This window comes from Pseudomonas paraveronii (genome assembly GCF_963681955.1).
Lineage (GTDB): Bacteria > Pseudomonadota > Gammaproteobacteria > Pseudomonadales > Pseudomonadaceae > Aquipseudomonas > Aquipseudomonas paraveronii.
Genome location: NZ_OY817130.1, coordinates 3,838,614 through 3,860,896, shown reverse-complemented (window position 1 = coordinate 3,860,896; position 22,283 = coordinate 3,838,614). Strand labels below are relative to the sequence as shown.

20 protein-coding genes are annotated in these 22,283 nt (G+C 61.2%); 4 read left to right on the top strand and 16 right to left on the bottom strand.

The annotated features are described in order from the left end of the window. The first annotated feature begins 85 nt into the window (after positions 1 to 85). The 3 genes from U5A08_RS17680 (at position 86) to U5A08_RS17670 (ending at position 3,135) form a co-directional block, all read left to right on the top strand. Positions 86 to 1,450 (top strand): MFS transporter, encoded by a 1,365-nt coding sequence (locus U5A08_RS17680; protein WP_253396793.1) that lies wholly within the window; start codon positions 86 to 88, stop codon positions 1,448 to 1,450. A 70-nt stretch (positions 1,451 to 1,520) separates the two neighbouring features. Beyond that, positions 1,521 to 2,651, top strand: a complete 1,131-nt coding sequence (locus U5A08_RS17675) for an MFS transporter (RefSeq protein WP_321847720.1) — start codon at positions 1,521 to 1,523, stop codon at positions 2,649 to 2,651. A 43-nt stretch (positions 2,652 to 2,694) separates the two neighbouring features. After that, positions 2,695 to 3,135: an MEKHLA domain-containing protein gene (locus tag U5A08_RS17670; protein WP_373423812.1), complete on the top strand. Its 441-nt coding sequence runs from the start codon at positions 2,695 to 2,697 to the stop codon at positions 3,133 to 3,135. On the opposite strand, the gene U5A08_RS17665 is transcribed toward U5A08_RS17670, so the two are convergent. Both U5A08_RS17665 and U5A08_RS17660 read right to left on the bottom strand, forming a co-directional pair. Further along, positions 3,132 to 3,653, bottom strand: a complete 522-nt coding sequence (locus tag U5A08_RS17665; protein ID WP_321847719.1) for a DUF3087 domain-containing protein — start codon at positions 3,651 to 3,653, stop codon at positions 3,132 to 3,134. The two genes, U5A08_RS17670 and U5A08_RS17665, sit on opposite strands and share 4 nt — an antisense overlap. Before the next feature lie 221 nt (positions 3,654 to 3,874). Then, positions 3,875 to 4,111 carry a DUF6555 family protein gene (locus U5A08_RS17660; RefSeq protein WP_321847718.1) on the bottom strand — a complete coding sequence of 79 codons (237 nt, stop codon included), beginning with the start codon at positions 4,109 to 4,111 and terminating at the stop codon, positions 3,875 to 3,877. Between the two features lie 120 nt (positions 4,112 to 4,231). Between U5A08_RS17660 and U5A08_RS17655 the strand changes: the two genes are divergently transcribed. After that, positions 4,232 to 5,056, top strand: coding sequence for an arylamine N-acetyltransferase family protein (locus U5A08_RS17655; RefSeq protein ID WP_253396781.1), 825 nt, complete (start codon positions 4,232 to 4,234; stop codon positions 5,054 to 5,056). 88 nt (positions 5,057 to 5,144) lie between these two features. Here U5A08_RS17655 and nuoN read toward each other — a convergent pair whose 3' ends face one another. The 14 genes from nuoN to aceA all read right to left on the bottom strand — a co-directional run bounded on the left by nuoN (position 5,145) and on the right by aceA (position 22,082). Continuing rightward, on the bottom strand, positions 5,145 to 6,608 hold the full coding sequence (gene nuoN, locus U5A08_RS17650; protein ID WP_253396779.1) for an NADH-quinone oxidoreductase subunit NuoN: 1,464 nt from the start codon (positions 6,606 to 6,608) through the stop codon (positions 5,145 to 5,147). 7 nt (positions 6,609 to 6,615) lie between these two features. Next, on the bottom strand, positions 6,616 to 8,148 hold the full coding sequence (gene nuoM / locus U5A08_RS17645) for an NADH-quinone oxidoreductase subunit M (RefSeq protein WP_247396842.1): 1,533 nt from the start codon (positions 8,146 to 8,148) through the stop codon (positions 6,616 to 6,618). Between the two features lie 55 nt (positions 8,149 to 8,203). Next, positions 8,204 to 10,057 (bottom strand): NADH-quinone oxidoreductase subunit L, encoded by a 1,854-nt coding sequence (gene nuoL / locus U5A08_RS17640; RefSeq protein ID WP_253396777.1) that lies wholly within the window; start codon positions 10,055 to 10,057, stop codon positions 8,204 to 8,206. Then, positions 10,054 to 10,362, bottom strand: a complete 309-nt coding sequence (nuoK, locus tag U5A08_RS17635; RefSeq protein ID WP_026140165.1) for an NADH-quinone oxidoreductase subunit NuoK — start codon at positions 10,360 to 10,362, stop codon at positions 10,054 to 10,056. Before nuoK ends, nuoL begins: the two co-directional genes overlap by 4 nt. 2 nt (positions 10,363 to 10,364) lie before the next feature. Beyond that, positions 10,365 to 10,868 (bottom strand): NADH-quinone oxidoreductase subunit J, encoded by a 504-nt coding sequence (gene nuoJ, locus U5A08_RS17630; RefSeq protein ID WP_247396832.1) that lies wholly within the window; start codon positions 10,866 to 10,868, stop codon positions 10,365 to 10,367. 9 nt (positions 10,869 to 10,877) lie between these two features. Further along, positions 10,878 to 11,426, bottom strand: coding sequence for an NADH-quinone oxidoreductase subunit NuoI (gene nuoI / locus U5A08_RS17625; protein WP_003174725.1), 549 nt, complete (start codon positions 11,424 to 11,426; stop codon positions 10,878 to 10,880). 11 nt (positions 11,427 to 11,437) lie between these two features. Continuing rightward, a complete protein-coding gene (gene nuoH, locus U5A08_RS17620) occupies positions 11,438 to 12,445 on the bottom strand; it encodes an NADH-quinone oxidoreductase subunit NuoH (protein ID WP_017848062.1) in 1,008 nt (335 codons plus the stop codon). Further along, the gene (gene nuoG / locus U5A08_RS17615) at positions 12,442 to 15,156 is read right to left on the bottom strand and encodes an NADH-quinone oxidoreductase subunit NuoG (RefSeq protein WP_017848061.1); all 2,715 of its coding nucleotides are present in this window, start codon (positions 15,154 to 15,156) and stop codon (positions 12,442 to 12,444) included. Before nuoG ends, nuoH begins: the two co-directional genes overlap by 4 nt. A gap of 135 nt (positions 15,157 to 15,291) precedes the next feature. Further along, positions 15,292 to 16,647 carry an NADH-quinone oxidoreductase subunit NuoF gene (gene nuoF, locus U5A08_RS17610; protein WP_247397094.1) on the bottom strand — a complete coding sequence of 452 codons (1,356 nt, stop codon included), beginning with the start codon at positions 16,645 to 16,647 and terminating at the stop codon, positions 15,292 to 15,294. Then, positions 16,644 to 17,141, bottom strand: a complete 498-nt coding sequence (gene nuoE / locus U5A08_RS17605; RefSeq protein WP_321847712.1) for an NADH-quinone oxidoreductase subunit NuoE — start codon at positions 17,139 to 17,141, stop codon at positions 16,644 to 16,646. The genes nuoF and nuoE overlap by 4 nt, the downstream gene beginning before the upstream one ends. 2 nt (positions 17,142 to 17,143) lie before the next feature. Continuing rightward, positions 17,144 to 18,928, bottom strand: a complete 1,785-nt coding sequence (nuoC, locus tag U5A08_RS17600) for an NADH-quinone oxidoreductase subunit C/D (protein ID WP_253396773.1) — start codon at positions 18,926 to 18,928, stop codon at positions 17,144 to 17,146. 72 nt (positions 18,929 to 19,000) lie between these two features. Next, positions 19,001 to 19,675, bottom strand: coding sequence for a NuoB/complex I 20 kDa subunit family protein (locus U5A08_RS17595; RefSeq protein ID WP_003219572.1), 675 nt, complete (start codon positions 19,673 to 19,675; stop codon positions 19,001 to 19,003). 10 nt (positions 19,676 to 19,685) lie between these two features. Beyond that, on the bottom strand, positions 19,686 to 20,099 hold the full coding sequence (locus U5A08_RS17590) for an NADH-quinone oxidoreductase subunit A (protein ID WP_003219575.1): 414 nt from the start codon (positions 20,097 to 20,099) through the stop codon (positions 19,686 to 19,688). A 657-nt stretch (positions 20,100 to 20,756) separates the two neighbouring features. Next, positions 20,757 to 22,082 (bottom strand): isocitrate lyase, encoded by a 1,326-nt coding sequence (gene aceA, locus U5A08_RS17585; RefSeq protein ID WP_024076175.1) that lies wholly within the window; start codon positions 22,080 to 22,082, stop codon positions 20,757 to 20,759. Between the last annotated feature and the right edge of the window lie 201 nt (positions 22,083 to 22,283).

Here is a 22,283-nt window from a genome sequence, read left to right as displayed (position 1 = left end):
AATTTTTGACAGTTAGCGCATTGGTCTCTGAAAAAAAATCACTGCAGCCCTTAATCTAGAGCCCTTTTTCACCTGAGTGTCGCTCATGTCTTCTGCTGTCGATGGGTTACCCTTGAATAAGCGCCTGCCGGCGGTGATCGCCATTTCCCTGGGCATCGGCATGGCGACCCTGGACACGGCCATCGTCAACACGGCGCTGCCGACCCTGGCCGACGGCATTGGCACCGACTCCGCTTCGGTGATCTGGGTGGTCAATGCCTACCAGTTGGCGATCATTGCCACGGTGCTGCCCTTCGCTTCGCTGAGCGATGTGCTTGGGCACCGTCGGGTGTACCTCGGTGGTTTGCTGCTGTTTATTGTTTCGTCGCTGTTTTGCGGGATCGCCGGGTCGCTGGTGGCGCTCACGGCGGCGCGGGTGGTGCAGGGGCTCGGTGCGGCGGCGATCATGAGCGTCAACACGGCGTTGCTGCGGCATATCTACCCGTCGCGCATGCTCGGGCGCGGCCTGGGCTATAACTCGCTGGTGGTCGGGCTGGCGTTTACGCTCGGGCCGACGGCTGCGTCGGCGATTCTGTCGGTGGCGAGCTGGCACTGGCTGTACCTGATCAACGTGCCGCTGGGGTTGCTGGCGTTGATGTTGGGCCTGCGCTCATTGCCGGTCATTCCCGTGGCCGGGCATGCCTTCGATCGCCTCGCCGCGCTGTTGTGTGCCGGGCTGTTCGCCTTGCTGGTGCTTGGCCTGGGGACGGCGGTGCATGGCGCCCAAGGCGCATTGACCCTGGGCCTGATCGCGCTGGCGCTGGTGTGCGGCGCGTTGCTACTGCGCCGTCAGGCCGGGCACCCGGCGCCGATGCTGGCAGTGGACTTGTTCAGGCGCCCGGTGTTTGCGCTGTCTTCGCTCACGGCGATCTGCGCCTTCAGCGCCCAGGGCCTGGCCTTTGTGTCGCTGCCGTTTCTGCTGCAGGCGGTGCTTGGGCACAGCCAGGTGGAAACCGGTTTTCTGATGACGCCCTGGCCCGCGGTCGTGGCGGTGATGGCGTTGGTCGCCGGGCGCCTGGCAGACCGCGTGTCCCTGGGCCTGTTGTGCGGGATCGGCCTGTTGATGCTGAGCGTGGGCATGGCGGCCCTGGCGACGTTGCACAATGACGCATCGGCGTTCGAGATCGGCTGGCGCATGGCCTTGTGCGGGGCCGGTTTCGGGTTCTTCCAGTCACCCAACCTCAAGGCGTTGATGACCAGCGCACCCTTGGCGCGCAGTGGTGGGGCCAGTGGCATTGTGGCGATCTCGCGGTTGTTGGGGCAGACGCTGGGAGCGTCGCTGGTGGCTTTGTGTTTTCACTGGTCCCTGGGCAGCGGCCCGCACTACGCGTTGTGGTTGGGCTGTGCGTTTGCGTTGGTGGGCTGTGTGGCCAGCGGCCTGCGGTTGTTGCCGTATGACAAAAAGGTTTAATCGAGCGTTGTAAAAAGCTATTCGAGGAGGCTACGGTGGCGACCTGAATATTTCGGGATGTTTCAGATTTATGTCAAGCCAGGCCCAACGCACTGCCGACATCACCTCCCGCCGCGCCGCGCTGACCTTGGCTTTATGCCTGCCCAGTGACGTGTTGCTTTATCTGCTGCTGCCCATGGAATCCCAGGCGTTCGGCATCACGTTGGCCCAGGCCGGGGTGCTGCTGGCGGCCAACCGACTGGTGCGGATTTTCGGTTACCGGCATGTGCTTAATTTCTATGCCCGCCACGGCGATCGTCTGACCTGCATGATCGCCGCCGGTGCCGCGATGCTGTGCGCCCTGGGTAACTCGCTGCTGTCGGGCTTCGCTGCATTGTTGGGCTTGCGGCTGGTCTGGGGCTTGTGTTTTGCCGCGTTGAATCTGTCGACCCAAGTACTGGCGACCGCCGAGCCGACGGGCGCCGCACGCCGGGCAGGGCGCTCGCGGGCATTGATCGCCCTCGGGCCGATGCTTGCATTGCCACTCGGGGGCTGGCTGACCTTATCGGCCGGGCCGCGTCCGATCTTTCTGATTCTCGCCGGCTGCTGCCTGCTGGGCTTGTGGATGGCGCGGGGGTTGCCTACTGTCGGCCATGATTTGCACAGCAGTCCGGGGCGCCGTTTCAAGTGGCCCGACAGTGTGGCGCTGTGGTCGTTTATCGAAGGTGTGGCGCTGGATGGGCTGTTTATCTTTGGGCTGTCGATCCAGGCACAGAAGCTCCTCGGTGGCGACGCGGTGTTGATCGCCGGTGGCTTGATGGCCTTGCGTTATGTCTCGGAAATGCTCCTGAGCCCGTTGGGCGGTCGCGCGGCGCAACGCTTCGGTGCGACGTCGATGCTGTTGCTGTTTTCATTCCTGAGCGCGTTGGCCCTGGCTGCTTTCGGCAGTTATTGGGTGATCGTCGGCGCGGCCGCGGTGCTGGTGTTGCGGGCGTTGCAATTGCCCCTGGTGACGACTTTGGTGGCCGAGCGCAACCCCGGTTCGATGCGCGTGTCGGCATTGGCCTCCAATGCGGTGTGGCGCGATATCGGCGCCGGCCTCGGGCCGCTGCTGGCGGGGTTGTTGCTGCCGGTAGCTGCGGCCCCTTGGGTGTTTGGCCTGGCGGGCGCAGCGATAGCCGTGAGCGCCGTGTTCTGCTGGCGGGCAAAGTGTTCCAACTGACAATGAGAGGCAGTGTGTGACCCGACAAGAAGACTTCGTGCGCGTGCTGGATGACGCCTACCGACACTGGACCGGCCAGGGCTTGCCGGCCCCCGAGCATCTGGACGCACAGCAACGCCTGAGCTGGCTGCACGCCGATGCGCCCTACAGCCTGCTGGCCCACGACGGCGCGGCGGACCCGCGGTTTACCTACGTCAATGCGTGCGCCGTGCAGTGCTTCAAATACCCGCGCGAGACCTTCATCGGCATGCCGTCACGCTTCAGTGCTTCGGAACTCGACCGCGCCGCGCGCCAGGTGTTGCTGGAGCACGTCAGCGCCAATGGTATCGCCCACGGCTACAGCGGCTGGCGGGTGGATGCGCATCAGCAGCCGTTCATGATCCATGCCGGTGTGGTGTGGACGTTGCTCGATGCCGCCGGCCTGCCGTGTGGGCAGGCGGCGCTGTTCTGGCCGGATGCGCAGCGCATCGGGGTGTTAACTTAAGCGCCTTTGAAACTGACCAGCCAGGACGGATTGAAACGGGTTTGCTCGGTATCGAGCCCCAACGCTTGCATCTTCGCCTTATGTGCCTCGATCTCGCCGACCAACTGCGCCTGGGCGCTGGAGTTGGCGTCCAGCTCATGCATTTGCGTCAGCCCCAGGTGATAGAAACGCAGGACCTTGAGCGCCATCGGGTCATTGGCCTGCACGCGGTCGGTGACCTTGTGCATCACGTTGGTCACGCGCATCAGGCTGCGCTTGAGCTGCCAGCCATACACCGCCGGCGCCAGCCATGGCTGGGTCCAGAACGGGCCACGCACCAGGGCGAGGGTGATCAACACCCCGGCAAACACGCCACCCACGTTGTAGCGAAAGTTGTCGCCGCCAGCTTCGCCGAACAGCATCACCGCCAGGCTCGACAACAGCATCGCCAGGGCCACGAACAACACAGCCACGATTAACGTACTGCGGCGGGTCTGCTGGCGGTAGGTGATGGGGTCGCAGGGTTTGAGCTCGAACATCCGGGGGAAATCTCCTTGGCGTTTGTAGGGGATAGAGCAGGGCGGCATCTTCTCATGCTTGGCGACGGGGTGTGCGGTAAACGCGTTGAGCGAAGGCTTGTGGGGCGTTCTCTATGATCGATTACAAGTAGCCCCGGCCCGGATCGCACACGCAATGCCCCGAAAGAGCGTGAGCAACCAAATGCTGTCGAAAAAAAACCGTCGTTGAACGGGGCGTTTGTTTATTTGGGCGGTACCCAGTTGACGTCGGTGATGCCGTACTTCTCGGCCCAGGGCCGGGTGGTTTTTTTCACTTGTTCATGGCCGACCCGACCAATGCGGCTGACGTGTGCAATATCGGCATCAACCGCTGCCCAGTGCCAGGCCTCGGCGTTATTCATCACTTCTGCACGCACTACGAAGGACTTCGGTTGACCGTGCAGTTGGTAGGTAATGGTGTAGATTTTTGCGGTAATCATGTTGCCTCCCTGTCTTGTTATAGATGGATAGGAAAGCGTTCAAAAAGGTTCATTCAAAATGACAAATTACTGCGCCGGGCGTCATAGTGAGGCCTTCGCCACGCGCCCAAGGATCGCGTCATGTCCCGCCTGACCCATAGCCATCTGTACCTGCAACGCCTGGGCTACGATGCACCACCGCCGCCGACCCTGCAAACCTTGCAAGACCTGCAATTGCGGCATGTGTGTACGTTCGCCTTTGAAAGTCTGTCGACCCTGTTGCACTTGCCAGTGCCGATCGACCTGCCCAGTGTCGAGCAAAAAGTGTTGCTCGATGGCCGTGGTGGGTATTGCTATGAGCTGAATCAACTGTTCCTGGAACTGCTGCAGGAACTGGGCTTCGACGCACGCGGTATCACCGGACGGGTTGTGATGGGCGGGCCGCCGGACGCACACACCGCGCGTACCCATCGCCTGAGCCTGGTGACGGTGGACGGTGTGCGCTATATCAGCGACGTCGGCTTTGGCGGCATGGTGCCGAGCAGCCCGTTGCGCCTGGACTGCGAAGCGATCCAGGCCACCGCCCACGAACCCTATCGCCTGACCTGCAAGCAAGGCAGCTACACCTTGTGGGCCCAGGTCGGTGGGGAGTGGCGTGGCTTATATGTGTTCGACCTGCTGGTGCAGGCAGACATCGACTATGAAATCGGCAACTGGTACGTCTCCACGCATGCGGGTTCGCCGTTTCTCGGTCAGTTGAAAGTCGCGCTGTTAGCGCCGGGTAAGCGTCATACCTTGAACAACGGCCACTACGCGATGCACTCCCTGGACGGTCCCAGCGAAAAACGTGCGATAGCGAGTGCCGATGAACTGCTTGATTTGCTGCGCGGCACCTTTGGCCTTCGTCTGCCGGTGCATCAGCGACTTCGCGAAACGCTCGATGGTTTAGTGTTGGCCGATCTTTAGAGCCATTGAGCGCGCGCGTTCTCTGCCCCAGAAATGCAAAAACGGCACCCGAAGGTGCCGTTTTTGTTTACCACATACCGCTAAGCGATCAAACGCCCAGCACCGCGTGCTGCACCAGCGTGAGCAACGGTTGCGGGTACACGCCGAGGAAGAAGGCGAGCAGGGCGATGGCCAGCAGCATCACGCCGCCGGCTTTCTGTTCCCAGTGCAGCTCAGCATCCACACGGCGCAGGTTTGGCTCGATCAGGAACAGGGTCACCATCACGCGCAGGTAGTAGAACACGCCGATGGCGCTACCCAGGATGAGCGAGGCAACCAGCCACCATTGATGCGCTTCAACGCCGGTCGCGATGATGTAGAACTTGCCGATAAAGCCCGCAGTGAGCGGGATACCGGCCAGGGACAGCATCATCAGGGTCAACACGGCGGTCAGGTACGGACGGCGCCAGAACAGGCCTCGATACTCGTACAGGGCGTCGGCGTCACGGCCTTTGTAAGGCGAGGACATCAGGGTGATGACACCGAAGGCGCCGAGGCTGGTGATCACGTAGGTGGCCAGGTACACGCCGATTGCTTCCAGGGCCAGACCTTTGCTCGCCACCAGGGCGATCAGCAGGTAGCCGAAGTGGGCGATGGACGAGTAACCCAGCAGACGCTTGAGGTTGTTCTGGGTCAGCGCCAGCAGGTTACCGAACAGGATCGACGCAACGGCGATCACGCTCAGTACGTCGCTCAACACGCCGGTGTTGGCCGCCGGGGAGATCTGGAACAGACGCACCACCACCGCAAACACCGCCACTTTCGTCGCCGTGGCCAGGAACGCAGCCACCGGCGCCGGAGCGCCTTCGTACACGTCCGGCGTCCACAGGTGGAAGGGCACCAGCGACAGTTTGAAGGCCAGGCCGATCAGCATCATCGCCAGGCCCAGTTGGGCGATCGGCGCAGGCATGCTGGTGGCCGCCAGGGCGTGGCCGATACCGGTGAAGCTCAGGCTGCCGGCTTCGGCGTAGAGCAGGGCCATACCAAACAACAGGAACGCGGAGCCGGCGGCCGACAGCACCATGTACTTGATGCCGGCTTCCAGGGAACGCTTGTTGAAGAAGGCGTAGGCCACCAGGCCGTAGGTCGGGATCGACAGCAGTTCCAGGCCGATGAACAAGCCGGCCAGGTGCTGCGCGCTGACCAGCACGATACCGCCGGCCGCAGCCAGCAGGATCAGCAGGTACAGCTCTTCGCGGTTGCCCGGGTAGCCGGTGCCGCCTTCGCCGAGGTAGGCGTGGGCGAGGGTGACGCAGGCCAGGGTGGCGACGAGGATCAACGCGATATACAGCAGCGCGAAGTCATCGATCATCATCAGCGGGGTCACCGCCAGGGGGGCGACCTTGAGTGCCGGGATGATCGACAGCAAGGCCAGGTTCAAACCCGCGCAGGACAGCAGGAAGGTTTGCGCGTGATTGCGACGCCAGGCGATCGCCAGCATCACCACCACAATGGTGAGGCTGGTGATCAGCAGCGGCGCAAGCGCGATAAAGTGTTGGATCGTGAATTCCATAGCGCTCTTACCGGGCCGAAGCGAGTTGAGAGAAGGCGGTGCCGAACCACTGCTGCACGCCATGCATCGTTGCGGCAGAAGTGTCCAGGAACGGTTGTGGGTACACGCCGATGTAGATCAGCAGGACCGCCAGACCGAGCACCATGATCAGTTCGCGAGCATCCATCCCGTGCAGGACGGTGTCGGATTTGGCCGGACCGAAGTACGCACGGTGGATCATGATCAGCGAGTAAACCGAACCGAATACCAGGCCGGAAGTGGCGATGGCGCTGATCCACGGCGTTTGTACGAAGGTACCCATCAGGATCAGGAACTCGCCGATGAAGTTGCCGGTGCCCGGCAAGCCCAGGGACGCGGCGGCAAAGAACAGGCTGATCGCCGGCAGGTAGGCGATGCGCGACCACACGCCACCCATCTCACGCATGTCACGGGTGTGCAGGCGCTCGTACAACTGGCCACTGAGGATAAACAGCGCGGCGGCCGAAATACCGTGGGCCAACATCTGGATCACGGCGCCTTGCAAGGCCAGTTGGCTGCCGGAGTAGATGCCGATCAGTACGAAACCCATGTGGGAAACGGACGAGAAGGCAATCAGACGCTTGATGTCGGTTTGCGCGAAGGCCAGGAATGCACCGTAGAAGATCCCGATCAGACCCAGGGTCATGGCGATCGGCGCGAACTCGGCCGAGGCATTCGGGAACAATGGCAGCGCAAAACGCAGCAGGCCGTAGGCCGCCGTCTTCAAGAGGATACCGGCCAGGTCCACGGAACCGGCGGTCGGCGCCTGGGCGTGAGCATCCGGCAGCCAGGAGTGGAACGGCACCACCGGCAGCTTCACCGCGAAGGCGATGAAGAAGCCCAGCATCAGGATGTACTCGGTGGTCAGGGACATCTTGGTTTTCAACAGGTCGGCGTAGTTGAAGGTAATCACGCCCGTGCTGTTGAAGTTGACCAATACCAGACCCAGGATCGCCACCAACATGATCAGGCCGGAAGCCTGGGTGAAGATGAAGAACTTGGTCGCCGCGTAGATCCGGGTTTTCTTGCCGTCCGAAGAACTATGACCCCAGAGCGCGATGAGGAAGTACATCGGCACCAGCATCATTTCCCAGAAGAAGAAGAACATGAACAGGTCGAGGGCGAGGAACACGCCGACCACGCCGCCCAGGATCCACATCAGGTTCAGGTGGAAGAAGCCCACGTGACGCTGAATCTCTTTCCAGGAGCAGAGTACCGAGAGGACACCCAGCAGGCCGGTCAGCAGGATCATCAGCAACGACAGGCCGTCGAGGGCCAGGTGTACGTTGATGCCGAAGCGCTGGATCCAGACGTGCTTGAACTCAAGCGCCCAGGTCGGATCGGCGCCAGGCGCCGGAGCAAATGAATAGTCGCCATGGGCCCACAGCCAGAGGCCGAGAGCGAGTTCCAGGGACATGGTCAGCAACGCAATCCAGCGGGGGAGGGTGGCGCCGAAGCGTTCACCCATCCAGCAGAGCAGGCCGCCGATAAAGGGGATCAGGATTAGCCAGGGCAGAATCATGACGGGCTCGTTTCCTTTCGCAAGTTCGCAAAGTTCGCAATGTACTTAGACATGGTCAGACCGCTACCACAACGATGGCGCCGATCACCAGAACGGCACCCGCCGCCATGGAAGCTGCATACCAACGCAATTGGCCAGTCTCGCTGCGGCTCAGGGCGGTGTGGCCAGCCTTGGCGGCGCGCGGGATCAAACCGATGGTCTGGTCGAGCGGGTCTTTGCGCAGCACAAAGCTGATCGCAAGGTAAGGCTTGACGAACAGTTTGTCGTAGATCCAATCGAAGCCCCAGGCGGCGAACCACCAGGCCGACAGGAAGCGACCAATGCCACTGTTGGCGACGGCGGTGACGAAACGACGCTTGCCGAGGAACAGCAGGGCTGCGAGCAGGATACCGGCCACCGCGATGGCGCCTGAAGCGAGCTCCAGGCTGTGCTTGGCATCGCCGCCGGCATGGCCGACGCTTTCCGGCAGTACACCGGCCAGTGGCGGAGTGATCAAGGCGCCGATGAAGGTCGACAGGATGATCAGCACCGACAGCGGCAGCCAATGGGAGATGCCGTGGCCTGCGTGTGCTTCGGTCTTGGCTTCACCGTGGAAGGTGATGAAGATCAGGCGGAAGGTGTACAGCGAGGTCATGAACGCACCCACCAGGCCTGCGTAGAGCAGGTTCTGGTTACCGCTGGCAAAGGCTTCCCAGAGGATTTCGTCTTTCGAGTAGAAACCGGCGGTCACCAATGGCAGCGCAGAGAGTGCGGCGCCACCGACGATGAAGCTGGCGTAGGCCAGTGGCAATTTCTTCCACAGACCGCCCATCTTGAAGATGTTCTGCTCGTGGTGGCAGGCAACGATCACCGCACCGGAGGCGAGGAACAGCAGGGCCTTGAAGAAGGCGTGGGTCATCAGGTGGAAGATCGCCGAGTCCCAGGCACCGACGCCCAGGGCCAGGAACATGTAGCCGATCTGGCTCATGGTCGAGTAGGCGAGGATACGCTTGATGTCGGTCTGCACCAGCGCGGCGAAGCCGGCCAGTACCAGGGTCACGCCGCCGACCAGGCCCACCAGGTGCAGGACGTCCGGCGCCAGGGTGAACAGGCCGTGGGTACGGGCGATCAGGTAGACACCGGCGGTCACCATCGTTGCGGCGTGGATCAGTGCCGAAACAGGCGTCGGGCCAGCCATCGCATCCGCCAGCCAGGTTTGCAGTGGCAGTTGCGCGGATTTACCGACAGCGCCGCCCAGCAGCATCAGGGTCGCCAGGGTGATCCAGAAGTCGCCGACCTGGAATTTCTGCGGTGCCAGCACCAGCAGTTCCTGGATGTTCAGCGTGCCCACCTGTTGGAACAGGATGAACAGGCCGATGGCCATGAACACGTCGCCGATCCGGGTGACGATAAAGGCTTTGAGTGCTGCGTTACCGTTGTTGCGGTTGCTGTAGTAGAAACCGATCAACAGGTACGAGCACAGGCCCACGCCTTCCCAGCCGAAGTACAGGAACAACAGGTTATCGCCCAGCACCAGGAACAGCATGCTGGCGATAAACAGGTTGGTGTACGCGAAGAAGCGCGAGTAACCGGCTTCACCGCGCATGTACCAGGACGCGAACAGGTGGATCAGGAAGCCTACACCCACCACCACGCCAAGCATGGTGATCGACAGGCCGTCGATGTAGAGGGCGAAGTTAGGCTTGAAGCCTTCCACCGACACCCACTGCCACAACACCAGGGTGTAGTGACCGCCTTCCGGCGGCGCAACGTTGAATTGCCAGATGACGTAGGCGGTGACAATCGCCGACAGGCCGATGGAGCCCACGCCGATCAGGGCCGAGAGGTTTTCCGACCAGCGTCCGCGAGAGAACGACAGCAGCAGGAAACCGATCAGGGGAAATACGAAAGTCAGAAAGATCATGTTCATCCGCGCATCTCACTGGCAGCGTCGATATCAAGCGTGTGGAAGCGACGATACAGTTGCAGCAGGATCGCCAGGCCAATACTGGCCTCGGCGGCTGCCAGGCTGATCACCAGGATGAACATGACTTGTCCATCCGGCTGGCCCCAACGGCTACCTGCCACGATGAACGCCAGTGCCGCAGCGTTCATCATGACTTCCAGGCTCATCAACACGAACAAAATGTTACGGCGAACCATCAGGCCGACCAGGCCAAGGCAGAACAGGATGCCGGCGACCGCCAGACCATGCTCCAAAGGGATAGCAGGCATCGTCATTGCTCCTTGGCTTCGTTACGGCCCAAGTGGAAGGCGGTGATGGCCGCGGCGAGCAGCAGCATCGAAGCCAGTTCGACCACCAGCAGGTACGGGCCGAACAGGCTGACGCCCACGGCCTTCGCGTCAACGGTGGTGTGGCCGATGGCCTGGCCGCTCTGGTGAGCGAACAGGACATACAGCAGTTCAGCCAGCAGCAGCGCGGCGAGGATCACCGGGCCGAGCCAGATGCCGGGCTTGAGCCAGACGCGTTCCTGGGCGACCGAGGCCGGCCCTAGGTTGAGCATCATCACCACAAACACGAACAGCACCATGATGGCGCCAGCGTAGGCGATCACTTCCAGTACACCGGCGAACGGTGCGCCGAGGCTGAAAAAGGTCATGGCCACGGCGATCAGCGAAATGATCAGGTAGAGCAGGGCGTGCACGGGGTTGGTGTTAGTGACCACGCGAAGCGTGGACACCACTGCAATACCCGATGCGAAATAGAAAGCGAATTCCATCTTTCTTCCTTAAGGCAGCAAGCTCTTCACGTTGATCGGCTCGGCTTCGTTTTGTGCGGCGCCTTTCGGCTTACCGGCAACGGCCATACCTGCAACACGATAGAAGTTGTAATCAGGGTTTTTACCGGGACCAGAGATCAGCAGATCTTCTTTCTCGTACACCAGGTCCTGACGTTTGAACTCGGCCATCTCGAAATCCGGTGTGAGCTGGATCGCGGTGGTCGGGCAAGCTTCCTCGCAGAGGCCGCAGAAAATGCAGCGCGAGAAGTTGATGCGGAAGAAGTCCGGGTACCAGCGACCGTCTTCGGTTTCAGCTTTCTGCAGGGAGATGCAACCCACCGGGCATGCCACGGCGCACAGGTTGCAGGCTACGCAACGCTCTTCGCCATCGGGGTCGCGGGTCAGTACGATGCGGCCGCGATAGCGCGGCGGCAGGTACACCGCTTCTTCCGGGTATTGCAGGGTGTCGCGTTTGCGAAAGCCGTGACCGAACACCATCACCAGGCTTCGCAACTGGGTACCGGTACCCTTAACGATGTCGCCAATATATTTGAACATGGGTCAAATCCTCACTGAACCGCGCCCGCTGGCGTGTTCAACAACACAACGGCAGCAGTCACCAGCAAATTGATCAGGGTCAGCGGCAGACAGAAGCGCCAGCTGAAATCCATCACCTGGTCATACCGTGGACGCGGAATGGAAGCGCGCAGCAGGATAAACAGCATGATGAAGAACGCGGTCTTCAGTAAGAACCAGAAGATCGCCAGCTGTGGCAGGATGCCGAACGGACCGTGCCAGCCGCCGAAGAACAGCGTGACCAGCAGGGCCGAGATCAAGATGATGCCGATGTACTCACCGACGAAGAACATGCCCCACTTCATGCCGGCATATTCAATGTGGTAACCGTCGGCCAGTTCCTGTTCCGCTTCCGGCTGGTCGAACGGGTGACGGTGAGTCACGGCGACGCCAGCGATGAAGAACGTACAGAAGCCAAAGAACTGCGGAATGATGAACCACAGGTTCTGCGCCTGGTACTCGACGATGTCGCGCATGTTGAACGAGCCGACCTGCACCACGATGCCCATCAGCGCGAGGCCCATGAACACTTCGTAGGACACGGTCTGGGCCGAGGCCCGCAAGCTGCCCAGCAGGGCGAACTTGTTGTTACTGGCCCAACCGGCGAACAGTACCGCGTAGACCGACAAGCCGGCCATGGCGAAGAAGAACAGCAAGCCGATGTTCAGGTCCGCCACGCCCCAGGTCGGGGTGATCGGGATGATCGAGAAGGCGATCAGCAAGGCGCTCATGGCCACGACCGGTGCCAGGGTGAAGATCACCTTGTCGGCAAACGGTGGCGTCCAGTCTTCCTTGAAGAACATTTTCAGCATGTCGGCAGCGATCTGGAACATGCCGAACGGGCCAACGCGGTTCGGACCGTAACGGTCCTGCCACCAGCCCAGCAGGCGACGTTCGACGAAGCTGAGCAAAGCGCCCGCCACGACCACGGCCAACAGGATCACGATGGCCTTGACGACCGCAATGATCACATCGATGACTTCAGGGGTGAACCAGGTCATTGCGCTGCCTCCTGCAGACCGTCAACGGTTTGGCCAAAGATCGACGGTGGAATACCAGCGATGCCTTTTGGCAGTGCAACCAGGCCGGCACCCAACTCGTCGTTGATGCGCAGCGGCAGACGCAGGGTCTTGCCAGCGACGTTCAGGCTGAGCAGGGCACCATCGTTGACGCCGAGACGGTCGGCTTCGGACTTGGCCAGGGACACGTAGGCCGCCGGGATGCGTTCTTGAACCGGTGCGGCTTTGGACGAGGTCTCGTCGCTGCCGAACAGGTGGAAGAACGGCACAACCTGCCAGGTGCCCTGGGCCGGGTTGAACGGCCGCGGTACGGCGGCGAACCAGTTCAACGCGTCGCCCTGGGGTTCGATCAGGCGGGTGCCCGGGTCGCCAGCGCGGATATGACCACCGACTTCGTCCTGGAACTTGTTCCAGGCCTGCGGCGAGTTCCAGCCCGGCGACCAGGCAAATGGCACCTGCTGACGTGGCTCGACCGAACCCGAGTAACCTTCCATGGAGAAGGCGAACGCGGTGTCGTTGTCTTGCGGAGTACGCGGTTCATGCACGCTGATGTCAGCGCGCATGGCGGTACGACCGGAGTAACGCAGCGGCTCACGGGCGAGTTTCATGCCCTTGATGCGGAACGCGGCGGACGGTGCGGCGTCAACGATGCGCGCCAGTTGCGGGGCGCTCGCCGCGACGGCTGCGGTGACGTGGTCGAGCTGGGTCCAGTCGATCGGTTGATTCAGCAGGGTCGAACGCAGGGCATGCAGCCAGCGCCAGCCTTCGTGAACCAGGATGCTGGCGTCCATGTACTTCGGATCGAACACCTGGAAGAAGCGCTGGGCGCGGCCTTCCTGGCTGACCAGGGTGCCGTCGCCTTCAGCGAAGGTCGCGGCCGGCAAGACCAGGTCGGCACGCTCGCTGGTGGCGGTCTTCTGGTGATCGGCAACGATCAGCACTTTGGCGGCGTTCAGCGCGGCGTCGACCTTGGCCGAATCCGTGCGGGTGTACAGGTCGTTTTCCAGCACTACAAGGGCGTCGGCTTTGCCGTCGATCACGGCTTGCAGGGCGCTGTCGACGGACTCGCCACCGAGCATGGCCAGGCCGAGGCTGTTGGCTTCCGGCACGATCAGGCTGATGGAACCGTTCTTCTCGCGCAGCTTCAAGGCCTTGGCGATGTTGGCCGCCGCTTCGATCAGCGCCTTGGAACCCAGCGAGGTGCCAGCGATGATCAGTGGGCGCTTGGCCGCCAGCAGGGCGTCGGCGATGCGCTGGGCGAGTGCCACGGCTTCAGCGTCCAGGCCTTCAACGGCAGGCGCGCTGGCGTCAAGGGCATGGGCCACGGCGAAACCGAGGCGGGCCAGGTCATCCGGCGCTGCGTGTACGCATTCTTCGGCGATGTCGTCGAGCTTGGTTTCGGCCAGGCTGGCGATAAACAGCGGGTTCAGCGCGTGCTGGCCGATGTTTTTCACCGCGGCGTCGAGCCACGGCTGCACGCGCATGGCGTCGGCCATGGCTTCGGCCTTGCCTTTGACCGACTGGCGCAGCGACAGAGCCATACGCGCGGCGGTCTGGGTCAGGTCTTCGCCGAGCACGAAGATCGCATCGTGGTCTTCGATGTCGCGCATGTTCGGCACGGGCAGCGGGCTGTCGTTCAGCACTTGCAGGACCAGGCGGATGCGCTCCAGTTCAGCGGCTTCGATACCGCAGTAGAAGTGCTCGGCGCCGACCAGTTCGCGCAACGCGTAGTTGCTTTCGAGGCTGGCGCGTGGCGAACCGATGCCGACGATGTTGCGACCGCGCAGCAGGTCGGCGGCTTTATCCAGGGCTTCGTCGGTGTTCAGCTTCGCGCCGCCGGCCAGCAGTGGCTGACGTGGGCGGTCTTCGCGGTTGACATAGCCATAGCCGAAACGGCCACGGTCGCACAGGAAGTACTGGTTGACCGAACCGTTGAAGCGGTTTTCGATGCGACGCAGTTCGCCGTAGCGCTCGCCCGGGGAGATGTTGCAACCGCTGGAGCAGCCATGGCAGATGCTCGGTGCGAACTGCATGTCCCACTTGCGGTTGTAGCGTTCGGAGTGAGTCTTGTCGGTGAACACACCGGTTGGGCAGACCTCGGTGAGGTTGCCGGAGAACTCGCTTTCCAGTACGCCGTCTTCAACGCGACCGAAGTACACGTTGTCGTGGGCGCCGAATACGCCGAGGTCGGTGCCGCCGGCGTAGTCTTTATAGAAGCGCACGCAGCGGTAGCAGGCGATGCAGCGGTTCATTTCGTGGGAAATGAACGGGCCCAGTTCCTGGTTCTGGTGGGTGCGCTTGGTGAAGCGATAGCGGCGCTCGTTGTGGCCGGTCATCACCGTCATGTCTTGCAGGTGGCAGTGACCGCCTTCCTCACAGACCGGGCAGTCGTGCGGGTGGTTGGTCATCAGCCATTCGACGACACTGGCGCGGAACGCCTTGGATTCTTCATCGTCGATGGAGATCCAGGTGTTGTCGGTGGCTGGGGTCATGCAGGACATGACGATGCGACCACGGGTGTCGTTTTCATCGGTGTACTGCTTGACCGCACACTGGCGACAGGCACCGACGCTACCAAGCGCGGGGTGCCAGCAGAAATAAGGGATGTCGAGGCCTAGTGACAGACACGCCTGTAACAGGTTGTCTGCCCCATCGACTTCGAGCGCTTTGCCGTCTACGTGGATAGTGGCCATGGTTCAAAGATCTTCGTTGGCCCGTTGTCAGCGGGCGTGGCTAATGGAATCTTGTTATTCATGTGCATCAACACAGCCTTGACGGCGTCAGCACATGACGAGGCGAGGGGCACGGACCCTTCGCCTGTTTAAGCGTTACGCGCCGACTACGATCGGCCTCGCCAGAGGCGGGACGGCGGCGCTGGTAGGCGCGATGCCGGCTTCGAACTCCGAGCGGAAATATTTGATTGCGCTGCCCAATGGCTCCACGGCGCCCGGTGCGTGAGCACAGAAGGTCTTGCCTGGGCCGAGGAAACCGACCAGCCCCAGCAGGGTTTCGATGTCACCCTCGCGGCCTTCGCCTTTTTCCAGGGCCATCAGCAGCTTGACGCTCCACGGCAGACCGTCGCGGCACGGGGTGCAGAAACCGCAGGATTCACGGGCAAAGAACTGCTCCATGTTGCGCAGCAGCGAGACCATGTTCACGGTGTTGTCCACCGCCATCGCCAGGCCAGTACCCATCCGGGTGCCGACCTTGCCGATGCCGCCGGCATACATCTGTGCGTCGAGGTGCTCGGGGAGCAGGAAGCCGGTGCCGGCGCCGCCCGGCTGCCAGGCCTTGAGGGTGTAGCCGTCGCGCATGCCGCCGGCGTAGTCCTCGAACAGCTCGCGCGCGGTCACGCCGAATGGCAGTTCCCACAGGCCAGGGTTCTTGACCTTGCCGGAGAAGCCCATGAGCTTGGTGCCCATGTCTTCACTGCCTTCGCGGGCCAACGATTTGTACCAGTCCACGCCGTCGGCAATGATCGCCGGCACGTTGCACAGGGTTTCGACGTTGTTCACGCAAGTCGGCTTGCCCCACACGCCAACGGCGGCAGGGAAGGGCGGCTTGGAACGCGGGTTGGCGCGGCGGCCTTCGAGGGAGTTGATCAGTGCGGTTTCTTCACCGCAGATATAACGCCCGGCGCCGGTGTGTACGAACAGTTCGAAGTCGAAACCCGAACCGAGGATGTTCTTGCCCAGCAGGCCTGCAGCCTTGGCTTCTTGCACCGCACGGTTGAGGTTCTTGGCGGCGGTGGTGTATTCGCCACGCAGGAAGATGTAGCCACGGTAGGTTTTCAGCGCGCGGGCGCTGATCAGCATGCCTTCGATCAGCAGATGGGGCAGTTGCTCCATCAGCATGCGGTCTTTCCAGGTGTTCGGCTCCATTTCATCCGCGTTGCACAGCAGGTAGCGGATGTTGATGGATTCGTCTTTGGGCATCAGGCCCCACTTCACGCCAGTGGGGAAGCCTGCACCGCCGCGGCCCTTGAGGCCGGCGTCCTTCACGGTCTGGACGATATCGTCCTGAGCCATGTCGGCAAACGCTTTGCGCGCAGCCGCGTAACCGTTCTTGGCCTGGTACTCCTCGAGCCATACAGGCTCGGCATCGTCACGCAGGCGCCAGGTCAGCGGGTGAGTCTCGGGCGACCGCTTGATGCGGTTGGCCGGGCCGAAGGAAGTCAGGGTCATGGGTAGCCCTCGAGCAATTGGGTCACGCCAGCAGGCTGCACGTCACCGAATGTGTCGTCGTCGATCATCAACGCCGGCGCCTTGTCGCAGTTGCCCAGGCAGCACGCCGGCAGCAGCGTGAAGCGGCCGTCCGGGGTGGTTTGGCCGAGGCCGATGCCCAGCTTGTTCTGGATCTCGCTGACCACCGACTCGTGACCACCGATGTAGCAGACCATGCTGTCGCAAACGCGAATGATGTGGCGGCCCACGGGCTGGCGGAAGATCTGGCTGTAGAACGTGGCCACGCCTTCAACATCGCTGGCGGGGATGCCGAGGATCTCGCCGATGGCGTAGAGGGCGCCGTCCGGCACCCAGCCACGTTCCTTCTGGACGATCTTCAAGGCTTCGATCGACGCCGCGCGCGGGTCTTCATAGTGATGGAGCTCGTGCTCGATGGCCGAGCGCTCGGTTTCACTCAAGGTGAAACGGTCTGTCTGGATAAGCGTGTTATTCATGCTTAGCGGTCCACGTCGGCCATAACGAAATCGATACTACCCAGGTACGCAATCAAGTCCGCGACCATCTCGCCTTTGATCACCGAAGGGATCTGCTGCAAGTGCGGGAAGCTTGGAGTACGAATCCGGGTGCGGTAGCTCATGGTGCCGCCATCGCTCGTCAGGTAATAACTGTTGATACCCTTGGTCGCTTCGATCATCTGGAAGGATTCGTTGGCCGGCATGACCGGGCCCCACGAAACTTGCAGGAAGTGCGTGATCAGGGTTTCGATGTGCTGCAGCGTGCGCTCTTTCGGCGGCGGCGTGGTCAGCGGGTGATCCGCCTTGTACGGGCCGGCCGGCATGTTGCGCATGCACTGCTCGATGATTTTCAGGCTCTGGCGCATTTCTTCGACGCGCACGATGCAACGGTCGTAGGCATCGCCGTTGGCCGCCAGCGGGACTTCGAATTCGAAGTTCTCGTAGCCGGAGTACGGGCGCGCTTTACGCAGGTCGAAATCGCAACCGGTGGAACGCAAGCCTGCACCGGTGACGCCCCATTCCAGGGCCTCTTTGGTGTTGTAGGCCGCGACGCCGATGGTGCGGCCCTTGAGGATGCTGTTGTCCAGGGCGGCTTTCTGGTACTCGTCCAGACGCTTGGGCATCCAGTCGATGAATTCCTTGACCAGACGCTCCCAACCATTGGGCAGGTCATGGGCCACACCGCCGATGCGGTACCAGGCCGGGTGCAGGCGGAAACCGGTGACGGCTTCGATGACCTTGTAGGCGCGCTGACGGTCGGTGAAGGTGAAGAACACCGGGGTCATGGCGCCGACGTCCTGGATATAGGTACCCAGGAACAGCAGGTGGCTGGTGATCCGGAAGAACTCGGCCATCATGATGCGGATGGTATCGACGCGGTCCGGTACCTTGATGCCGGCCAGCTTCTCGACCGAGAGCACGTAAGGCAGGTTGTTCATCACGCCGCCGAGGTAGTCGATACGGTCGGTGTACGGGATGAAGCTGTGCCAGGACTGGCGCTCGGCCATCTTCTCGGCACCACGGTGGTGGTAACCGACGTCTGGCACGCAGTCGACGATTTCTTCGCCGTCCAGTTGCAGGATGATGCGGAAGGCACCGTGCGCTGAAGGGTGGTTCGGGCCCAGGTTGAGGAACATGTAGTCCTCGTTGGTGCCGGAACGCTTCATGCCCCAGTCTTCCGGACGGAAGCGCGCGGCTTCTTCTTCAAGCTGCTGCTTGGCAAGCGTCAGGCTGAACGGATCGAATTCGGTGGCGCGGGCAGGGAAGTCCTTGCGCAGCGGGTGACCTTCCCAGGTCGGCGGCATCATGATGCGCGACAGGTGCGGGTGGCCTGGGAAGTCGATGCCGAACATGTCCCACACTTCGCGCTCGTACCAGTTGGCGTTTGGCCAGATACCGGTCACGGTCGGCACGCTCAGATCGCTCTCGGACAGGGCGACCTTGATCATCACGTCGCTGTTACGTTCCAGCGACATCAGGTGGTAGAACACGGTGAAATCGGCGCCGCTCGGCAGTCCCTGGCGCTTGGTGCGCAGGCGCTCGTCCACGCCATGCAGGTCATAGAGCATGACGTATGGCTTGGGCAGGTTGCGCAGGAAGGTCAGGACTTCGACGAGCCTGGCACGCGCCACCCACAGCACCGGCATACCGGTACGTGTGGCCTGGGCGGTGAAGGCGTCAGGGCCAAAACGGTTATTGAGTTCGACGACCACATCCTGGTCGTCTGCCTTATAAGGCGGGATGTACAGAGCACTGCCTGTAGTCATGGTTTTTTATCGCTTTCGGTCAACGTAAAGAATGAAGCCAGGTTTTCGTTCTATAAAAGAAGCGGCTCTGGATCAGACTTCGTCGGGGCTGCGCAGGTTGGTGACCTGAATACGCTGTTCGCGGCGCTGTTCCTTTTGTGACGGCATCTCGGCGCGGTAAACGCCTTGATCTCCGACAACCCAGGAAAGTGGGCGACGCTCCTTGCCAATCGATTCCTGCAACAGCATCAAGCCTTGCAAAAATGCTTCAGGGCGGGGCGGGCAGCCAGGCACGTAGACGTCCACGGGCAGGAACTTGTCCACCCCCTGAACAACGGAATAGATGTCGTACATGCCACCGGAGTTGGCGCACGAACCCATGGAGATAACCCACTTTGGCTCGAGCATTTGCTCGTAGAGACGCTGAATGATCGGCGCCATCTTGATAAAGCAGGTTCCGGCGATAACCATGAAATCCGCCTGACGCGGCGAGGCCCGGATCACTTCGGCGCCAAAGCGCGCGATGTCGTGGGGCGCCGTGAAGGCGGTGGTCATTTCCACGTAGCAGCAGGACAGACCGAAGTTGTACGGCCACAGGGAGTTTTTACGCCCCCAGTTGACCGCGCCGCTCAGCACGTCTTCCAGCTTGCCCATGTAGATGTTTTTGTGGACTTGGTCTTCTAACGGATCGGAAACGGTTTCCCGTTCGCCGATGGGGTACTGCTCGTTAGGAGCATCCGGGTCGATCCTGGTGAGATTGTATTGCATCGCCAAAGCCTCATTGTTTCAGCTTCGCTTGCCGCTTGCGACGAGCTTCCGGAGCCCAATCAAGGGCGCCCACTCGAAATAGGTAGACAAGGCCTGCCAACAGAATTGCTATGAAAACGAGGGCTTCGACGAATCCGGTCCAGCCGCTTTCGCGGACGGACACAGACCAGGCAAAGAGAAAGAGGGCTTCGATATCGAAGATCACGAACAGCATCGCGACCAGATAGAATTTGGCTGAGAGCCGCAAGCGGGCGCCACCTGTGGGCAGCATGCCGGACTCGAACGGTTCGTTTTTGCTGCGGCCCCAGGCTTTTGACCCGAGTAGGCTGGAGACGCCGAGCATGAAGGCACAGAGGCCGACAACACCGAGGAGGAAAATGGCAAAGCCCCAGTTGTGGGCCATGAGTCCTGTCGCTTCGGTCATGCTGGTAATCCTTAACAGAGAGCAAAGGTCTCTGAGCTCGAAAAAGTAACAATGCAGTGACGATATGTCGCAGCGGAATCAATCGCGGTGATTTTATGGCTAAACACCGGGCAAGTAAAATTCCTATAGCGAAATTATTCGGTGGAATAAGCACATAGTACACCTCCGTAGGGCTGCAGCCCTTGAGTTACGGGCATTAGCGGGCTTTTTATCAAATATGTTTTGTTTAACCTGTAACGACGCTTTTATGGTCCAAATGATAATGAATGTTATTTGGGTGGGCGTTAAGCGGATGGTTGCGGTGTGGTGCAGGAAGTTGTCGTTACTTGCTTGATTACCGCTAGTTGCCGGTGCGGATCTTTTAGCTGATTTATCTGAACAAAATACCGCTTTGGATCAATGTTTTGCCCAAAATTTTCAGGTTGGACGCATTTCCCAGTGTGGGAGGGGGCTTGTCCCCGATTGCGGTGGATCAGCAGCGAAGTATTGACTGACACACCGTAATCGGGGACAAGCCCCCTCCCACATTTTTGATTTGTGTGGTGTCAGGGGGCGTTTTTTCGGGCAAAAAAAACGCCCCGAACCAGTCGGGGCGTAGATCGAGCGGCATTGCGGTTAGCTTTTTACCGTGCCCGCAATGGCCGTTTGCTCAGTCACTCAGTGGAACTGTTCTTCTTCGGTCGAACCGGTCAGCGCGGTCACGGACGAGGTGCCGCCCTGGATCACGGTGGTCATGTCGTCGAAGTAGCCGGTGCCCACTTCCTGCTGGTGAGCCACGAAGGTGTAACCCTTGGCGGCGTCAGCGAATTCCTGCTCCTGCAGCTTCACGTAGGCGGTCATGTCGTTGCGGGCGTAGTCGTGCGCCAGGTTGAACATGCTGTGCCACATGTTGTGGATGCCGGCCAGGGTAATGAACTGGTGCTTGTAGCCCATGGCGGACAGTTCGCGCTGGAACTTGGCGATGGTCGCGTCGTCCAGGTTTTTCTTCCAGTTGAAGGAAGGCGAGCAGTTGTAGGACAGCAGTTGGTCTGGGTATTCCTTTTTGATCGCTTCAGCGAAGCGACGGGCTTCTGCCAGGTCCGGCTTGGCGGTTTCGCACCAGATCAGGTCGGCATAAGGGGCATAGGCCAGGCCGCGAGCGATGGCCTGGTCGAGACCGGCGCGCACTTTGTAGAAGCCTTCCTGGGTACGCTCGCCAGTGACGAACGGTTGGTCGTATGGGTCGCAGTCCGACGTCAGCAGGTCGGCAGCGTTGGCGTCGGTACGGGCCAGGATGATGGTCGGTGTACCGGCAACGTCAGCAGCCAGACGGGCAGCGGTCAGCTTCTGCACGGCTTCCTGGGTCGGTACCAGTACTTTGCCGCCCATGTGGCCGCATTTTTTTACCGAGGCCAGTTGGTCTTCGAAGTGAACGCCGGCGGCGCCTGCTTCGATCATGCTCTTCATCAGCTCGTAGGCGTTCAGCACGCCGCCGAAACCGGCTTCGGCGTCAGCCACGATCGGTGCGAAGTAGTCGATGTAGCCTTCGTCGCCCGGACCTTTACCGGCTTTCCACTGGATCTGGTCGGCGCGACGGAACGAGTTGTTGATGCGCTTGACCACGGTTGGCACGGAGTCTACCGGGTACAGCGATTGGTCGGGGTACATGGATTCGGCGGAGTTGTTGTCCGCAGCCACTTGCCAGCCGGACAGGTAGATCGCCTGGATACCGGCTTTTACCTGTTGGACTGCCTGGCCACCGGTCAGGGCGCCCATGCAGTTGACGAAATCTTTGTCGGGACGGAAGGAAGGCTTGGCGCCCTGGGTGACCAGGTTCCACAGCTTCTCGGCGCCGAGTTTTGCAAAGGTGTGCTCAGGTTGAACCGAGCCGCGCAGGCGGACGACGTCAGCAGCGGAGTAAGCGCGGGTCACGCCTTTCCAGCGTGGGTTTTCAGCCCAATCTTTTTCAAGGGCTGCAATTTGCTGTTCGCGTGTCAGTGCCATGGAGATAAACCTCGTCGCATAGGTCTGGGTGGAAAATTCCGTTTGCCAGCCACGTATACAGTGCGTGGGCATGGCTGCTCGCTGACCAGAAGCACCGGTGTTCAAGTCAAGTCTGGCGGGGAGGCGACGGGATGAACGAAGGGCGAGAGGGGAGTTGGGCAGGTAAGGGCGAACTGCGAACGGTCTTCGGGCGTCGTGGGC

Bases quoted from the DNA above. Each gene is read 5' to 3' on its own strand.
- nuoI (WP_003174725.1), bottom strand. From the start codon at position 11,426: ATGTTCAAATATATTGGCGACATCGTTAAGGGTACCGGTACCCAGTTG.
- U5A08_RS17655 (WP_253396781.1), top strand. From the start codon at position 4,232: ATGTCCCGCCTGACCCATAGCCATCTGTACCTGCAACGCCTGGGCTAC.
- nuoG (WP_017848061.1), bottom strand. From the start codon at position 15,156: ATGGCCACTATCCACGTAGACGGCAAAGCGCTCGAAGTCGATGGGGCA.
- nuoM (WP_247396842.1), bottom strand. From the start codon at position 8,148: ATGATTCTGCCCTGGCTAATCCTGATCCCCTTTATCGGCGGCCTGCTC.
- U5A08_RS17660 (WP_321847718.1), bottom strand. From the start codon at position 4,111: ATGATTACCGCAAAAATCTACACCATTACCTACCAACTGCACGGTCAA.
- aceA (WP_024076175.1), bottom strand. From the start codon at position 22,082: ATGGCACTGACACGCGAACAGCAAATTGCAGCCCTTGAAAAAGATTGG.
- U5A08_RS17595 (WP_003219572.1), bottom strand. From the start codon at position 19,675: ATGCAATACAATCTCACCAGGATCGACCCGGATGCTCCTAACGAGCAG.
- nuoH (WP_017848062.1), bottom strand. From the start codon at position 12,445: ATGACCTGGTTCACCCCTGAAGTCATCGATGTGATCATTGCGGTCGTC.
- nuoE (WP_321847712.1), bottom strand. From the start codon at position 17,141: ATGAATAACACGCTTATCCAGACAGACCGTTTCACCTTGAGTGAAACC.
- nuoF (WP_247397094.1), bottom strand. From the start codon at position 16,647: ATGACCCTGACTTCCTTCGGCCCGGCCAACCGCATCAAGCGGTCGCCC.
- nuoK (WP_026140165.1), bottom strand. From the start codon at position 10,362: ATGCCTGCTATCCCTTTGGAGCATGGTCTGGCGGTCGCCGGCATCCTG.
- U5A08_RS17665 (WP_321847719.1), bottom strand. From the start codon at position 3,653: ATGTTCGAGCTCAAACCCTGCGACCCCATCACCTACCGCCAGCAGACC.
- nuoC (WP_253396773.1), bottom strand. From the start codon at position 18,928: ATGACTACAGGCAGTGCTCTGTACATCCCGCCTTATAAGGCAGACGAC.
- U5A08_RS17675 (WP_321847720.1), top strand. From the start codon at position 1,521: ATGTCAAGCCAGGCCCAACGCACTGCCGACATCACCTCCCGCCGCGCC.
- nuoN (WP_253396779.1), bottom strand. From the start codon at position 6,608: ATGGAATTCACGATCCAACACTTTATCGCGCTTGCGCCGCTGCTGATC.
- nuoL (WP_253396777.1), bottom strand. From the start codon at position 10,057: ATGAACATGATCTTTCTGACTTTCGTATTTCCCCTGATCGGTTTCCTG.
- U5A08_RS17680 (WP_253396793.1), top strand. From the start codon at position 86: ATGTCTTCTGCTGTCGATGGGTTACCCTTGAATAAGCGCCTGCCGGCG.
- nuoJ (WP_247396832.1), bottom strand. From the start codon at position 10,868: ATGGAATTCGCTTTCTATTTCGCATCGGGTATTGCAGTGGTGTCCACG.
- U5A08_RS17590 (WP_003219575.1), bottom strand. From the start codon at position 20,099: ATGACCGAAGCGACAGGACTCATGGCCCACAACTGGGGCTTTGCCATT.